This window comes from Xanthobacter autotrophicus (genome assembly GCF_029991245.1).
Classification (GTDB): Bacteria; Pseudomonadota; Alphaproteobacteria; order Rhizobiales; family Xanthobacteraceae; genus Xanthobacter; species Xanthobacter autotrophicus_C.
This window is the reverse complement of the sequence record NZ_JAIVFO010000049.1, coordinates 1-14,949: the sequence shown is the minus strand read 5'-3', so window position 1 is coordinate 14,949 and position 14,949 is coordinate 1. Positions and strand designations below refer to the sequence as shown.

The 14,949-nt window shown below is 65.3% G+C and carries 12 protein-coding genes and 2 pseudogenes; 3 read left to right on the top strand and 11 right to left on the bottom strand.

Annotation, left to right across the window (positions count from 1 at the left end):
• Positions 1-55 precede the first annotated feature (55 nt).
• Together K9U41_RS10490 and K9U41_RS10485 are read left to right on the top strand one after the other, a co-directional pair.
• Positions 56-352 (top strand): annotated as a pseudogene (locus K9U41_RS10490) (multicopper oxidase domain-containing protein).
• 61 nt (positions 353-413) lie between these two features.
• Entirely contained in the window at positions 414-1,688 is a 1,275-nt protein-coding gene (locus K9U41_RS10485; RefSeq protein ID WP_282640800.1) for an MFS transporter, read from the top strand.
• Here K9U41_RS10485 and K9U41_RS10480 read toward each other — a convergent pair.
• The 11 genes and pseudogenes from K9U41_RS10480 to K9U41_RS10430 all read right to left on the bottom strand — a co-directional run bounded on the left by K9U41_RS10480 (position 1,685) and on the right by K9U41_RS10430 (position 14,569).
• Positions 1,685-2,734: a DMT family transporter gene (locus K9U41_RS10480; RefSeq protein WP_282640785.1), complete on the bottom strand. Its 1,050-nt coding sequence runs from the start codon at positions 2,732-2,734 to the stop codon at positions 1,685-1,687. The two genes, K9U41_RS10485 and K9U41_RS10480, sit on opposite strands and share 4 nt — an antisense overlap.
• 239 nt (positions 2,735-2,973) lie before the next feature.
• A complete protein-coding gene (locus tag K9U41_RS10475; protein WP_282640784.1) occupies positions 2,974-5,352 on the bottom strand; it encodes a heavy metal translocating P-type ATPase in 2,379 nt (792 codons plus the stop codon).
• Positions 5,345-6,022: a methyltransferase family protein gene (locus K9U41_RS10470; RefSeq protein WP_282640783.1), complete on the bottom strand. Its 678-nt coding sequence runs from the start codon at positions 6,020-6,022 to the stop codon at positions 5,345-5,347. Before K9U41_RS10470 ends, K9U41_RS10475 begins: the two co-directional genes overlap by 8 nt.
• Positions 6,019-6,324, bottom strand: coding sequence for a DUF2933 domain-containing protein (locus K9U41_RS10465; protein ID WP_432715771.1), 306 nt, complete (start codon positions 6,322-6,324; stop codon positions 6,019-6,021). Before K9U41_RS10465 ends, K9U41_RS10470 begins: the two co-directional genes overlap by 4 nt.
• 128 nt (positions 6,325-6,452) lie before the next feature.
• Entirely contained in the window at positions 6,453-7,001 is a 549-nt protein-coding gene (locus K9U41_RS10460; RefSeq protein ID WP_282640781.1) for a Spy/CpxP family protein refolding chaperone, read from the bottom strand.
• Between the two features lie 377 nt (positions 7,002-7,378).
• On the bottom strand, positions 7,379-7,735 hold the full coding sequence (locus K9U41_RS10455; RefSeq protein ID WP_282640780.1) for a hypothetical protein: 357 nt from the start codon (positions 7,733-7,735) through the stop codon (positions 7,379-7,381).
• A 311-nt stretch (positions 7,736-8,046) separates the two neighbouring features.
• Positions 8,047-8,265, bottom strand: a complete 219-nt coding sequence (locus K9U41_RS10450) for a GDCCVxC domain-containing (seleno)protein (protein ID WP_282640779.1) — start codon at positions 8,263-8,265, stop codon at positions 8,047-8,049.
• 324 nt (positions 8,266-8,589) lie between these two features.
• Positions 8,590-11,754: an efflux RND transporter permease subunit gene (locus K9U41_RS10445; protein WP_282640778.1), complete on the bottom strand. Its 3,165-nt coding sequence runs from the start codon at positions 11,752-11,754 to the stop codon at positions 8,590-8,592.
• Positions 11,751-12,176 (bottom strand): annotated as a pseudogene (locus K9U41_RS10440) (efflux RND transporter periplasmic adaptor subunit); the annotation flags it as partial. The pseudogene K9U41_RS10440 and the gene K9U41_RS10445, both read right to left, overlap by 4 nt.
• Positions 12,177-12,322: 146 nt before the next feature.
• Positions 12,323-13,183 (bottom strand): tetratricopeptide repeat protein, encoded by an 861-nt coding sequence (locus tag K9U41_RS10435; RefSeq protein WP_282640777.1) that lies wholly within the window; start codon positions 13,181-13,183, stop codon positions 12,323-12,325.
• A gap of 214 nt (positions 13,184-13,397) precedes the next feature.
• A protein-coding gene (locus K9U41_RS10430) for an IS3 family transposase (protein ID WP_282640776.1) occupies positions 13,398-14,569 on the bottom strand; the annotation gives its coding sequence in 2 pieces (ribosomal slippage) (positions 13,398-14,305 and positions 14,305-14,569; 1,173 coding nt in all).
• Positions 14,570-14,642: 73 nt separating this feature from the next.
• Here K9U41_RS10430 and K9U41_RS10425 point away from each other — a divergent pair.
• Positions 14,643-14,828, top strand: coding sequence for a hypothetical protein (locus K9U41_RS10425; RefSeq protein WP_282640775.1), 186 nt, complete (start codon positions 14,643-14,645; stop codon positions 14,826-14,828).
• Positions 14,829-14,949: the final 121 nt, after the last annotated feature.

The following is a 14,949-nucleotide window of genomic DNA, read 5'->3' as shown; positions in this document are numbered from 1 at the left end:
GCGCCATACCAACATCGCTACCAACAAAGTGGCCGGATTGGGGTGACATGCAGCGATACGGTGTGGGAAAAATAATCCTTGTCAGTCAAAGAGATCGCGCGATTTTTGGCACGGAGCGAGATGGTCTGAAACGACCTTAGATCACTCCCACTCCATGATGCACCCGATGCACCTGCACGGGCATCATTTCTAGGTGGTGGGCATCGGCGGACAGCGCTTTTCCGGGCCGGTGGGCGATACGGTGATCGTCCCCGCCCATGCGCCGATGACCATCGGCTTCGACGCGGGCCAGAAAAGGCCGTGGTTCCTCCACTGCCACCTCTGCCATATGACGCTGGTGCGCGCCGCGTAACGGGGCGAGGGCGCATGAGCCCTTGTGGGCGCCGGTCGGGTTCGTCAAGTTGAGAGCCATGATGCATGCTCCGGCTCAAGACACCGATAAGCGCCCGTCGATTCCGAGAACCGTCTGGGCGCTCGGGTTCGTGAGCCTGTTCATGGATATCTCCTCGGAGATGATCCACGCGCTGCTGCCCCTCTTTCTCACCGCGACCCTCGGGGCCAGCGTGGCCGTGGTGGGCCTCATCGAGGGGGTGGGCGAATCCACCTCCGCCATCGTGAAGGTCTTTTCCGGCTACCTGTCCGACCGCATCGGCCGGCGCAAGCCGCTGATCCTCATCGGCTATGGATTGGGCGCCGCGTCGAAGCCGTTCTTCGCCCTCGCCGGCGCACCGGCCATGGTGTTCGCCGCGCGCTTCGCCGACCGCATCGGCAAGGGGATCCGCGGCGCGCCGCGGGACGCGCTGGTGGCGGATGTCACGCCGCCTTCCATCCGCGGGCGCGCCTACGGGGTGCGCCAGGCGCTCGATACGGTCGGGGGGTTCCTCGGCCCGCTCCTCGCCATCGCGCTGATGGCGCTGTTCGCCGACGACATGCGAACGGTGTTCTGGTTCGCCCTCATCCCCGGCGCGCTCGCGGTGGCGTGCGTCATCCTGGGGGTCGAGGATCGCGCCATCGGCGAGGAGGGCGCCACCGGCCGTCCGCCGCCGGTGCGCCTCGCCGATCTCCGGCAACTTGACGGCACGTTCTGGGGCGTCGTCGCCATCGGCGTGGTGTTCACCCTTGCGCGGTTCAGCGAAGCCTTCCTCGTGCTGAAGGCGCACGACGAGGGCCTGCCGCTGGCCCTCGCGCCGCTTGTTCTCGTGGCCATGAACGTCGTCTATTCGCTCGGCGCCTATCCCGCAGGCGCCTGGTCCGACCAGGCCTCGCCCACGCGCCTGCTGCTGGTGGGGCTGGCGGTCCTCATCGGCGCGGACCTGATGCTGGCCTTCGCGCCGGGGCTGTGGGGCGCCTTTCTCGGCATCGCCTTGTGGGGCGCGCACATGGCGCTCACGCAGGGCCTGCTCGCCAAGCTGGTTGCCCAGCACGCGCCCGCGACGCTGCGGGGCTCCGCCTTCGGCCTGTTCAATCTCGCCACTGGCGTCGCCATGCTGGTGGCGAGCGTCGTCGCGGGGGTGCTGTGGGAGCGGATCGGCTCCGCGGCGACCTTTGCCGCAGGGGCCGGTTTCGCGGTCCTCGCAGCCCTGCTGGTGACGGTGTCCGCCCTGACGCGCCGGGCGGGGCGCGACGACCCTTCTCCCGGGAGCCGCCGCGATGGTGAACCGCCCTCGCGAAGGCACGGACGGCTTTAGGTCCTGTGCCCGTGGCGATGATGGAGATCGGGATAATGCGGGTGCCGATGCGCCAGCGGCGCATGCCGGTGCCAGTGGGTGTGCGGCTCACCGGGCTGCACACCCGGTTCGTGCTCATGGCGGTGGTGTTCGTCGTGGCCGTGCCGATGCTCGTGCTCCATCGCCTCATGGGCATGGGGGTGCTCGTGCCGCTCGGACAGATGCAGCCAGAGGCCGACCGCCATCAGGCACCCGGCGACCACCAACTGCACCGAAATCGCCTCGCCGAGCATGACGACCGCCAGCACCGCTCCCACGAACGGCGCGAGTGAGAAATAAGCCCCAGTCCGCGCCGCACCGAGATGGCGCAGGGCGAGGACGAACAGAGCAAGGCTGACTCCGTAGCCCAGGAAGCCGATGACGCCCGCCGCGAGGAGAGTGACGGCCGAGGGAAGGACGGCGCCGCTGGCGAGAGCGATGAGCAGGTTGATGGCGCCCGCGACCAGCCCCTTCAACATGGCGATCTGGACCGGATCGGCGGATGAGAGCTTGCGCGTCAGGTTGTTGTCGATCCCCCAGCACAGGCAGGCGCCGGCGATCAGCAGGGCGCCCCATTGCAAGGACATGCGCCCCTCCCACGACAGGAGGACAGCACCTGCGAGGATGGCGAAGGCACCGAGCAGGAGCCGCCGGTCTACGTTCTCGCGGAACACCAGCCAGGCGATGCCCATGGTGGCGAGGCCTTCCAGATTGAGCAGCAGCGAGGCCGACGCCGCGTCGGTGAGGGACAGGCCGAACATCAGCAGCAGAGGAGCAAGGAGGCCTCCGGCGACGATGACCAAGGCAAGCCAGGGCATGTCCGCCCGCCGCAGCGGCGCCTCGACGGCTGGCAGCCGCAAGGCGGTTCGGGACAGATGTACCGCGGCGAGGCCGAGGCCGGCTCCCAGATAGAGCAGGCCGGCCATCATCCAGGGATCGACGGAGCCCAGAAGGAGTTTGGCGAACGGCGTGCTTGCGCCGAACAGGCCCGCCGCGGCCAAGGCGAGGAGGATAGCTGTTTGCATCATTCCGACAGTCTCACCGATACCAACCGACTTGGCCTGGGGGCGTCAGGACGGCTGATGCCCCCAGCCGGGAACAGCCTGTCTTTCACAGGATGGCCATGCAACCGCAGAGCTAACGCCACAGGTATTTGATGAGCGCGGCGATCCCGAGCACGACAAGGACGAGGATCAGGAGCCCGACCAGCCCCATCCCCCACATGCCGCCGTCCATCATGCCATCGTAGTTCATCATCATGTCCTCCTCATCCGAGTGATGCGCGGCGTAGGCGCAGGGCGTTGGCGATGACGCTCACCGAGGAGAGCGCCATGGCGGCGGCGGCGATGATCGGCGACAGCAGGAGGCCGAACGCCGGATAGAGCACACCGGCGGCGATCGGCACGCCGGCCGCATTGTAGATGAAAGCGAAGAAGAGATTCTGGCGGATATTGCTCATGGTCGCGTGACTGAGCTGGCGCGCCCGCACGATCCCCTGGAGATCGCCTTTCAGCAGGGTCACGCCGGCGCTCTCGATCGCGACGTCCGTGCCCGTTCCCATGGCGACGCCCACATCGGCCGCCGCAAGCGCGGGCGCATCGTTCACGCCGTCGCCGGCCATGGCGACGATCCGCCCTTCCTGGCGCAGCCGGGCCACCACCTTCGCCTTGTCCTGGGGCAGGATCTCGGCCTCCACCTCGTCGATGCCGAGCCGGCGGGCCACCGCCTGAGCGGTGGTCTTGTTGTCGCCGGTCAGCATGACGACCCGGACGCCCACCGCCTTGAGCGCCTGAACCGCGGCGGGGGTTGTGGCCTTAATCGGGTCGGCGATGGCGATGAGGCCGCCGAGGCGCCCGTCGACGGCGACGAAGATGACGGTCGCGCCATCCCCGCGCAGCGCTTCGGCCTCCGCCGAGAGGGCGGAGAGGTCCACGCCTTCCTCCGCCATGATGCGGTGGCTGCCGATCACGAGCTTGTGCCCGTCGACGGTTCCGGTGACGCCCTTGCCCACCGGGCTGTCGAAGTCCCGCGCCTCGCCGAGCGGCGCGGCCCGCTCCGCAGCGGCGTTGACGATGGCGGCGGCAAGCGGATGCTCGCTCGCCCGCTCCAGGGTCGCGGCGAGCCGCAACAGCTCGGTCTCACTCAGGCCGTTCACGGCCTTCAGGGCGGTGACCTTCGGCTTGCCCTCGGTGAGGGTGCCGGTCTTGTCCACCACCAGCGTGTCGACCTTCTCGAACCGCTCCAGCGCCTCGGCATTCTTGATCAGCACGCCGAGGGAGGCCCCGCGGCCGACGCCCACCATGATGGACATGGGGGTTGCGAGGCCCAGAGCGCACGGGCAGGCGATGATGAGCACCGCGACGGCGGCGATCAGGCCGTGCGCGAAGCGCGGCTCTGGACCCCAGATACCCCAGGCGGCGAAGGCGAGGACGGCGATGGCGATCACCACGGGCACGAACCATCCGGAGACCTCGTCGGCGAGACGCTGGATCGGCGCGCGCGAGCGCTGCGCCTCGGCGACCATGTGGACGATCTGCGCCAGCATGGTGTCGCGGCCGATCTTGCCGGCCCGCATGATGAAGCCGCCGCTCTGGTTGAGCGTGCCGCCGATGACCTTCGCGCCGACGTCCTTGGTGACCGGCATGGACTCGCCGGTGATCAGGGATTCGTCGACCGAGGAGCGCCCCTCGATCAGTTCGCCGTCCACCGGCACCTTCTCGCCGGGGCGCACCCGCAGGCGGTCGCCCACCACGATCGCCTCCAGCGCCACGTCCTCGTCGCTGCCGTCGTTGCGCACGCGCCGGGCGCTCTTGGGGGCGAGGTCGAGCAGGGCGCGGATGGCACCGCCGGTCTGCTCGCGGGCGCGCAGCTCCAGCACCTGCCCCAGCAGCACCAGCACCGTGATGACGGCGGCGGCCTCGAAATAGATGGCCACCGAGCCGTCGGCGGCGCGGAAGGTGGCGGGGAAGATCTGCGGCGCGAAGGTCGCCAACACGCTGTAGGCCCACGCTACGCCCGTACCCATGGCGATCAGCGTGAACATGTTGAGATGCCGCGTGACCAGAGACTGCCACGCCCGGGTGAAGAACGGCCATCCCGCCCAGAGTACCACCGGTGTTGCCAGCAGGAGCTGGATCCAGTTTGAGGCCTGTGCGCCGAGCAGCATGTGGAGATTGGTGAGGTGCCCGCCCATCTCCAGAGCCAGGACCGGCACGGCGAGGATAAGGCCGACCCAGAACCGCCGCGTCATATCGAGAAGCTCGGCGCTGGGGCCGGTCTCGCCCGTCGTCATCTCCGGTTCGAGCGTCATGCCGCAGATCGGGCAGTTGCCCGGGCCGATTTGCCGGATCTGCGGATGCATGGGGCAGGTATAGATCACGCCCTGGGGCTGCTCCCTGGCCGGAGCCGGGGCATCCGCCTCGGTGACCAAATAGGCCGAGGGGTTAACCTCGAATTTTGCGTGGCATTCGGCGGAGCAGAAGAAATAGGTCTTCCCGCGATGATCGGCGCGGTGCTGTGCCGTCGTCGGGCTCACCTGCATGCCGCAGACCGGGTCCATCTGCGCCGATGCGGGGCCCGCTTCCCTGTGCCGATGGCCGGCAGGGTCATGCGGGTGATGACCCGCGTGGGGGTCTTGCTCAGTCATGGGAATTCTCTCCGGAACGGGAAACCTTCGGGCCGGACGACAGGCCGAGCCGGGGCAGAAAGGCAGGGACGGTGCGAGCGTAATTGTCCCATGCGGCGCCGAACGCGGCGTGCGAAGCCGCATCCTCGCGCCAGGCGAGCCGTACGTAGACCCACACCAGGATCGGGAACATGGCGAGCGTCACCAGGGTCGGCCACTGCAGAAGGAAGCCGAACATGATGACGACGAAGGCGACATATTGCGGATGGCGGACATAGGCATAGGGTCCGCTGGTTGCGAGCCTCTGGTCGCGCTGGGCGGCGTAAAGCACGTGCCAGCTTGCGGCGAGCAGCCAGAAGCCGCCGAAGATCAGAACGGTGCTGAAAATGTGAAACGGCCCGAAATGCGGGTTCACGCGCCAGCCGAACATGGTTTCGAGCAGGTGTCCGGCATCGTGCGAAAAGAAATCCACACCGGGAAACTGCCGCCCGAGCCAGCCGGACAAAAGATAGATGGTAAGCGGAAATCCATACATCTCGGCGAAAAGCGCGACGATGAAGGCCGAGAAGGCGCCGAGCGATCGCCAATCGCGCGTAGTGCGCAGCCGGGTGAAGCTCGCCGCGAACAGGATGAACACCGCGGAATTGATGATGACGAGACCTAAGAGTCCATAGGCGGGAGTATCGGTCATCGGACCTCTCCTTCCCGACGTAGGGGAGGCGCATCCGCTCCGGGACGTGGCGCAGCGCCATTCCCTCCATGATGGCCATGCCCGTGGTGCATGAAGAGGTGCATCAAGGGGCAGGCGAGCAGGAGCAGGAATGGCAGGTAGCCGAGCACGTGGGCGCGATGTTCCGAGAACAGCAGGAACGCCACGGCAAGGAAGAACCCGATGGCCACGAGGCTCCCGCGTGAGCGCCAGAAGCTCGGCGACCGCCCGTCCGCGTGGTGCCCGTTCCCGGTGCCGGGCACAGAATCGGCATTGCGATGCATCGACATGACATCATCCTCCCTGGCCCCTGGGGCGGGTGCATGCTGCGCCCGCCCCAGACTGCTCCTGATCCCCGTCGCAGCAGGGGTTCCGCGCCTGCGGCATCACACCATGCCGATCTGCTCTGCGCTCACATGGCGCCCATCGGCCCCATCAGGAGCAGCTGGTCGGCCGTCCGCTTCTGTGTGTCGTCGAGCGCGGCATAGAGCGGGAGCAGCGCGCCCTTCAGCCGACGCAAGGCTTCGAGACGCTCGGTGAGCAGGCGCTCATGGGCCTCGATCCGCTGCGGCAGAGCCGCAGGGCCTTGTGCCGACATCATCATGTCCTGCCTATCGCCCATCATGCCCGCCATGGCGCGGGCATTGGCGCGGAGCGCGTCGGCGAACGCGTTCCACACTGGCTGCTGCGCATCGGTGATCTTGAGTTCCGTCTTCAGGAACGCGAGCCGGCCCTCGATGCGCCCCGGGGCCATCATCTGGCCCATCATGCCCATGGAGCCTCCTCCCATCATCCCCATCATGCCCGCCCCCATCATGCCCTGCTGCGCGTCGGACGCCGGAGAAGCGGCCGGCGGAGTGGTCGGCTGCGCGCCGGTCGGGTGGTGCGCGTCTTCGGCAAGGGCCGGTGCGGCCAAAATCAACACCGCACTTGCCACCATCAGTTTGCGAAACATCGTCATGGTCGGCTTTCTCCTGTTGTCGCGAAGCGGCACATGCCGCTTCGCTGCGTCTCGAACTCGTCCGCGAGCATCACGATGGCATGCCAGCGTCCGTCCTGCCGCTTCCCGGGGGTGTTCCTGGAAGGGGTCCATGGAAGGCGGGAAACACGGGTTTCGCGCCGTAGACCTGTTCGAACTCCCGTTCGTAGAAGTCATCGCGCAGCCTGCGCGCCACCAAGCGCAGCACTGCCGGCCATCAGCTGACCGAGAAAGTCCCGACGATTCATGGTGATGTGCTCGTATTCCTGTCGGAGCGAAGCCGACATGGCCTGAACGCGCCTCTCGGCGCATGCCATGATCTAGCGGCCTCCCCAGACGGAAAGGCGGCTCAGATGTAATCAGGCACGGAAACGAGGGGGCTCAAGGCCGGGGGAAACCGCCAACCCGCAGGCGACTTGACTGGTCCGGTCGAAGTGCCGCCGGATGAAGGGGAGATCAAGGACGCTTTCGCCCATGCTGTCGACAGCGATGGCATGGGCGCCGCAGGCGAAGTCACAGCATTTCTCTTGGTCGATGCCCTGCGATGACGCGTCGGGGTGGGCGACATGACCGGAGGCGACGACATGCTGCGCGGCATCCGAAACTGTCGCATGCGCCGCGAGCGCGGGACCGTCATCATCGTGGCATTGCAAAGGTATGGCGGCGGTTAAGGGCGCGAACAGCATCACTACTGCGACCAAGAAGGTCGACAGCAACCTTGACTGTCTCATCGCGCGCCACGCTCTGATCATAGCTCAGATCGAGTCCGTCCTTTGCGAATTATATCACGATACTCTTTCCCAAAAAGCTCGCCTTGATCACGATCAATGGACCGATTTCCTGATGAGAAGACGTTTTCATCATCACAGTGAGCCAGCAACCCGGGACGGCATTGAAAATTCGATCATGGACCCTTTGCGCTGAAAAATCGGCAGCACGCTGTATCAATGCCGCTACCGCGTGACCAAAAGTGTCGGATCAGCGAGGTGCATTCGTCGATGGCGGTCGACATGTGCCTGGATGAATCTCAGGGTTTGGACCTGCAGCAATCGGATCGATCGTCCTGAACCGGCGGGCATGGCACGTCCGCATAGGAGCAGAAGACGCAGCAATCTCCGGGCTTCGGCTTCAGCACAGCGCGGCACGCCCGACACGTGTAGAAATACTGGCAGGCATCCGTCGGCATCGTTTCTTTGAATGCCGTGCGGCAGTGCGGGCAGGTGATGGTGGTCTCCAAAATCGTCATGGGCCGCGCTCCACTGGTGGTTCGAGATCAGATCCCCTGCGCTCCGCGGCAGGCTACGCCCCACGATAGCGCACGAACACGCACTGCCCGCCGGGCGCAAAGAGAACCACTCTGCAGGTCTCGGGCGGCCGGAAAAGCTTTTCCCCACGTTATACTAAGCGATTCGGCGTGGATACCCGGCACAAGGCCGAGCATGACGAAAGTAATCGCGGAGATCGCCCTTCTGAATTTCCAAACAAGCTCCGAGGCATTCTCTCGTCACGAGAACTCGTCCCTTCGCGAGGCCCTTGGACTGGGGCCGCCGATTCTGCTCCGGTGCACGTCTCATTCGGCCGCGAGTTGGCCGGCAACAGACTCCGACCTGACCGCTGCAGCGTTCGAGGTCAGCCCCCATCCCTTGACCAGTCCGTAGATGGCCGGAATCACGATCAGCGTCAGCAGGGTCGAGGAGACCATGCCGCCGATCATCGGGACGGCGATCCGCTGCATGATTTCCGAACCTGCTCCGGTGCTCCACAGGATCGGGATCAGGCCCGCCATGATGGCCACCACGGTCATCATCTTGGGTCGCACACGCTCAACGGCGCCCTCCATGATCGCGTGATGGAGGTCGGCGCGCGTCAAGCTCCGGCCTGTTGCCGCGACCTTGGTGCCGACCTCGCTCCAGGCGTGGTCGAGATAGATTAGCATGATCACACCGGTTTCCGCCGCCACGCCGGCGAGCGCGATGAAGCCGACCGCGACCGCGACCGACATGTTGAAGCCAAGCCACCACATCAGCCACAGGCCGCCGACCAGCGCGAACGGCAGCGACAGCATCACGATCACCGTCTCGGTGATCCGGCGGAAGTTCAGATAGAGCAGCAGGAAGATGATCAGCAGCGTGACCGGCACGACGATCTTAAGTCGCGTCTCCGCCCGCTCCAGATATTCGAACTGGCCGCTCCAGGAGACATAGGTCCCGGCCGGGAACGCGACCTGGCCTGCGACCGCGCGCTGCGCCTCGGCGACATATCCGCCAAGATCGCGGCCGAGGATGTCGACATAGATGTAGATGGCGAGCTGGCCGTTCTCCGTGCGGATCGAGGTGGCGCCCCGGGTGAGTTCGACCTTGGCGACCTCGCCGAGCGGCACGGTCCCTCCGTTCGGCAACGGCACCAGCACGTTGCCGGCGATCGAGGACGGATCGCTGCGGAAGTCGCGCGGATAGCGGATGTTGACGCTATAGCGCTCGCGCCCCTCGACCGCCGTGGTGACGGCATCACCGCCGAGCGCCGTCGCGATCACGTCCTGTACGTCGCCGATCATGAGCCCGTAGCGCGCGAGCGCGCTGCGATCCGGGACGATATCGAGATAGTAGCCGCCGATTACCCGCTCGGCATAGGCGCTCGACGTGCCGGGAACGGTCTTGACCACGGTCTCGATCTGGCGGGCCGCAGCTTCCATCTGTGTCAGGTCGGTGCCGAACACCTTGATGCCGACGGGGGTGCGAATCCCTGTGGAGAGCATGTCGATGCGGGCCCGGATCGGCATGGTCCAGGCATTGGAGACACCGGGGAACTGGAGCGCGGCGTCCATCTCGGCCTTCAGGCTGTCGATGGTGACGCCCGGCCGCCATTGATCCTTCGGCTTCAGGTTGATGATGGCCTCGAACATCTCGGTCGGCGCCGGATCGGTCGCCGTCAGTGCGCGTCCGGCCTTGCCATAGACCGTTTCGACCTCGGGGAAGGACTTGATGATGCGGTCCTGCGTCTGAAGAAGGTCCGCGGCCTTGGTGACCGAGATGCCCGGCAATGTCGTGGGCATGTACATCAGCGTGCCCTCGTTCAGATTGGGCATGAACTCCGAGCCGAGTTGCATGGCGGGCCACCAGGAGGCGCCGAGCGCCGCGAGCGCGACGAGGATCGTCAGCGTCTTGGCCTTGAGCACGCCGCGGATGACCGGCCGGTAGACAAAGATCAGGAAGCGGTTGATCGGATTCTTGTGCTCCGGGACGATCCGCCCCCGGACGAAGATCACCATCAACGCCGGCACGAGCGTCAATGAGAGCAGCGCGGCCGCCGCCATCGAGAAGGTCTTGGTGAAGGCCAGTGGCCCGAACAGCCGGTCCTCCTGCGATTCCAGCGTGAAGATCGGCAGGAACGAGACGGTGATGATCAAAAGGCTGAAAAACAGCGCGGGGCCGACCTCCCTGGCCGCCTCGATCAGAACCTCGACGCGGGGCTTGTCGGGCAGCGCCCGCTCAAGGTGCTTGTGAGCGTTTTCGATCATCACGATGGCGGCGTCGATCATGGCGCCGACGGCGATGGCGATGCCGCCAAGGCTCATGATGTTGGAGCCGAGGCCGAGCAGCTTCATCGCCACGAAGGCCATCAGCACGCCGACCGGCAACATCAGGATCGCCACCAGCGCGCTGCGGACGTGCAGGAGGAACACAATCGACACCAGCGCGACGATGACGCTCTCCTCAATGAGCGTTCCCTTCAGTGTCTCGATCGCGGCGTCGATGAGCTGCGAACGGTCATAGACCGGGACGATCTCCGTGCCTTTGGGCAGGCTCGGCATGATCTCGGCGAGGCGCGCCTTGACGTTCTCGATCACGTCGAGCGCGTTCGCGCCGAAGCGCTGCAGGACGATGCCGCTCGCCACCTCGCCCTCGCCATTGAGCTCGGTGATGCCGCGCCGCTCGTCGGGGCCGAGCTCGATATGGGCGACGTCGCGCAGCAGCACCGGCGTCCCGCCATCGCTCTTGAGCACGATCTGCTCGAGATCGCCGATACCTCTCAGATAGCCGCGGCCGCGGACCATGAACTCGAACTCGGAGAGCTCCACGGAACGGCCGCCTGTGTCCATGTTGCTCGCCCGGACGGCCTCGCGGATCTTCTGAAGCGGGATGCCGAAGGCGCGCAGTCGCTGCGGGTCGACCACGATATTGTATTGCTTGACGAAGCCGCCGACGCTGGCGACCTCGGCGACACCTTCCGCCTTGGCGAGGCCGTAGCGGATGGTCCAGTCCTGAAGCGAGCGCAACTCCGCCAGCGTGCGATCCTTGGCGAGGACGGCGTATTGGTAGACCCAGCCGACGCCTGTCGCATCGGGGCCGAGGCTGGGCGTCACGCCCTGCGGCAGGCGTTGTGCCGCAGCATTCAAGAATTCCAGGACGCGGCTGCGCGCCCAATAGGGATCGGTGCCGTCCTGGAAGATCACATAGACGAAGGAGACGCCAAAGAAGGAGAAGCCGCGCACCACCTTCGATTTCGGGACCGTCAGCATCGCCGTCGTCAGCGGATAGGTGACCTGGTCCTCCACGACCTGCGGCCCTTGGCCAGGATACTCGGTATAGACGATGACCTGCACGTCCGAGAGGTCTGGGATGGCGTCGAGCGGCGAGGTCCTGATGGCGTAGACGCCGGCCGCAACGGCAAAGACCGCACCGATCAGGACAAGCATCACATTGCGCGCGGACCAGGCGATGAGGCGACCGATCATTTGGAATCCCCGCCGTTGAGGCCGCTCAGTGCCGCCTTGAGGTTGCTTTCGGCATCGATGAGGAAGTTCGCCGCGACGACGACCTTGTCGCCCGCCGCGACGCCGTCCCGGATCTCGACGTAGTCCGTGTCCCGGCGGCCGAGCTTGACCGGACGAGACTCGAAGCGGCCCTCGCCCTTGTCGACGATCACGACCTGTCGCGTGCCGCTGTCGATCACGGCGCTCGCTGGCACGGTGACGACCGAGGCAGCGGCCCCGGTGGCGATGTCGGCATCGACATACATGTCGGGGCGCAGGATCCCGTCGGGATTGGCGAGTTCGACACGCACGCGGGTGGTGCGCGTCTCCTTGTTGACCTGCGGATAGATCATCGCGACCTTGCCGGCGAATATGCGCGCGCGCTGGTTGTCGACCAACGCGGTCACCACGCAAGGTGGGGATTGGCGGGACATCGATTTTCTGCTGCGCCAGATCGATCTGATCAACACCGAGCCACGCCTGCTGCCGTCACCAGACGATCACGTTCACTGAGCGGGCAGGGCTGGCGGCTGCGTGATGGCGGCGGCCGTCAGCGTGTTTTCAGGTCCTCAATGGCCGGTGCATAGCCCGTCGCCGCGCTCTTGTGCAGCCAGGCATCGGCAGCGGCCGGATCTTTGGTTTGACCGGCCCCGGTGGCGTACATCACGGCCAGCGCATACATCGCCTCGCCATCGCCCGCCGTGGCCGCCTTGCTGAACCAGACGGCGGCTTGAGCGAGATCGCGCTCGACGCCGCGTCCGGCTTCATAGGCCCAACCCAGGCGGGTCTGGGCTCGGCGATTGCCTTGTTGCGCCGCCGCCTTGAGTAAGCCGATCGCCTCGGCCGCTTGACCTTGGGCCAGCGCGCGATCCACGCCAACCAGCGTCTCCGTCGAAGCCGCGTTCAGGTATTGCGCCGCCTCAAGGTCGCCCGCCGCAGCAGCCAGTTCCAAATAGTGTCGTCCCTGCGCTTCATTGCGGGGAATGTCGGCTGTGCCCAGCCAGTAAACAATGCCGAGTCGAAACACCGCCTTTGGACTGCCATTGTCAGCACCGCGGCGATAGTAGGCCAGCGCACGCGGGATGTCTTTGCGGACGCCCAGTCCGTCTTCGTAGAGGACGCCAAGATTGAACGCCGCCTCGCCAAAATCCTTGGCATCCAGCGCCTCCCAGATGCGGCGAGCCTGCGCGTAACGGGCCATTTTGAACTCCGCATATCCGCGGTAATTGCCAATGGTCGGACGGCGCACGATTTCCGTCAGGTCGATCTCGTCAGCGTCGCCATCAGTCGTGGCTGGCAGCGCGCCCGCGCCGGCCGTGACGCAACAGGCGAACAGGAAAACGGCCGCCAGCCTGCAGTTCGATCCGGTCAGGCGCAGAACATGCTGTCCGGTCAATAAAGGTGATGTCATGGTGTTTTCTCGGGTGCTGAGGGGACAACGAAAAGCAAATGCAGGGAGACCATCCGATACTCAGCTGATACGGTTCAAAAGATGCCACATATCGGTTTCTTCGGGTTTTTCCAAGTACTATCGGCTCCCAGCCCAGGGCGATCGCATTTGGAATGAGGTGGTCCCGGCTTCTTGGACAGTTTGGCGGCTAAGTTAAGCTAATCCCGGTTGTCGTTCATGCCGCCTGTTTGATGATCAGATCATGGGGGGCATGCCCCCCATGATCTGCTTGTCCGATCCGCCGATAGGCCTCGGCCGGGGTTCTCCCGGCCAGGCTCGAGTGCGGACGCTGGGTGTTGTAATAGATGATCCACCGGCCAAGGCCAGCCCGCAGTTCCGAGCCGGTCTCGAAGGCGTGGAGGTAGACGCACTCGTACTTCAGGGATCGCCAAAGGCGTTCGATGAAGACGTTGTCCATCCATCTGCCCCGGCCATCCATGCTGATGCGGACCTCGGCGTCGCGCAGCACGCTGGTGAAGGCTTGGGACGTAAATTGGCTGCCCTGGTCGGTGTTGAAGATCTCCCGCTTGCCGAAACGGGCCAGCGCCTCCTCCAGCGCCGCGACGCAGAAGCCAGCGTCCATCGTATTCGACAGCCGCCAGGCCAGCACCTTGCGGGTTGCCCAGTCCATGATCGCCACCAAGTAGAGGAAGCCCCGGCGCATGGGGATATATGTCACGTCGGCACACCACACTTGGTTTGGCCGCTCGATCACCAGCTTGCGCAGCAAATACGGATAGACCCGGTGCTGCGGGTGCGGATCGCTCGTGCGCGGCCGTTGATAGATCGGCGTCAGGCCCATCTTCGCCATCAGTCGCCGCGCCCGGCGCCGACCAACCTCATAACCTGCACGCTGCAGGTGCCGCGCCATCTGGCGGCTACCGTACCACGGGCTCTCCATGAAGGTCTCGTCGATCACCGTCATCAGCGCCAGCGTCTCGTCCGTTTCCGGCACCGGCGCATAGTAATAGGATGAGCGGCTGATCCGTAGCAGGCGGCACTGCGCCGAGATCGACAGACGATGGTGAGCAGGTTCAACCACCGCCCACCTCCGATCGACGCTCATCGACCGAAGGCTTTCGCTAAAAAATCCCGTTCCACCACCAGTTGCCCGATCTTGGCGTGCAGCTTCTCCAACTCGCTCTCGCTGGCACTCTTGGCCGCATCGCCAGCCCCGGAGAACGTGCCCGCCATCCCGTCGATGGCCTGCCGCTTCCAGGACGCGATCATTGTGTGGTGCACGCCGTGCTTGGCCGCCAACTCCGCCAGTGTAAGGTCACCCCGGATCGCCTCCAGCGCGACCTTCGCCTTGAAATCCGCGCTGTAGCGCTTCCTCGTCGTCTTCATTCCCGTACCAGTCCTTCAGGTCGGGAGTAGCTTAACACCCTGTCCAGAAAACCGGCCCCATCTCACCCCGTCGATGAAGACGCTGTTGCCGCGCTCGCGCGCCCTGCGTTGCAAGGGCAACGCGATCAGATTTACATCATCGCTGGTGGAAGGGGGGCGGGTACTGTTATCCCAAATGAAACTGCGGTTTTGCGAGAACCCGAACCGCAAGGCCGATCGCGAACCAGGCATCCTGCTCGATCAGGGCTTCGACTGTTGATTTCCGGCGAGAAGTGACCCTGGATTTCCACTGAGAAGTGACCCGGGGTGATGGTGGTCTTGGGTCAGGTTGCGGTCAAGTTTCGGGGCTTCTCCTTTGAGGGTTTAGGTGGTTTGGCCGA

What these genes read in the sequence shown, in the direction of transcription:
- K9U41_RS10485 (WP_282640800.1), top strand. Translation starts at nt 414, where the DNA reads ATGCATGCTCCGGCTCAAGACACCGATAAGCGCCCGTCGATTCCGAGA.
- K9U41_RS10480 (WP_282640785.1), bottom strand. Translation starts at nt 2,734, where the DNA reads ATGATGCAAACAGCTATCCTCCTCGCCTTGGCCGCGGCGGGCCTGTTC.
- K9U41_RS10475 (WP_282640784.1), bottom strand. Translation starts at nt 5,352, where the DNA reads ATGACTGAGCAAGACCCCCACGCGGGTCATCACCCGCATGACCCTGCC.
- K9U41_RS10470 (WP_282640783.1), bottom strand. Translation starts at nt 6,022, where the DNA reads ATGACCGATACTCCCGCCTATGGACTCTTAGGTCTCGTCATCATCAAT.
- K9U41_RS10465 (WP_432715771.1), bottom strand. Translation starts at nt 6,324, where the DNA reads ATGCATCGCAATGCCGATTCTGTGCCCGGCACCGGGAACGGGCACCAC.
- K9U41_RS10460 (WP_282640781.1), bottom strand. Translation starts at nt 7,001, where the DNA reads ATGACGATGTTTCGCAAACTGATGGTGGCAAGTGCGGTGTTGATTTTG.
- K9U41_RS10450 (WP_282640779.1), bottom strand. Translation starts at nt 8,265, where the DNA reads ATGACGATTTTGGAGACCACCATCACCTGCCCGCACTGCCGCACGGCA.
- K9U41_RS10445 (WP_282640778.1), bottom strand. Translation starts at nt 11,754, where the DNA reads ATGATCGGTCGCCTCATCGCCTGGTCCGCGCGCAATGTGATGCTTGTC.
- K9U41_RS10435 (WP_282640777.1), bottom strand. Translation starts at nt 13,183, where the DNA reads ATGACATCACCTTTATTGACCGGACAGCATGTTCTGCGCCTGACCGGA.
- K9U41_RS10425 (WP_282640775.1), top strand. Translation starts at nt 14,643, where the DNA reads ATGAAGACGCTGTTGCCGCGCTCGCGCGCCCTGCGTTGCAAGGGCAAC.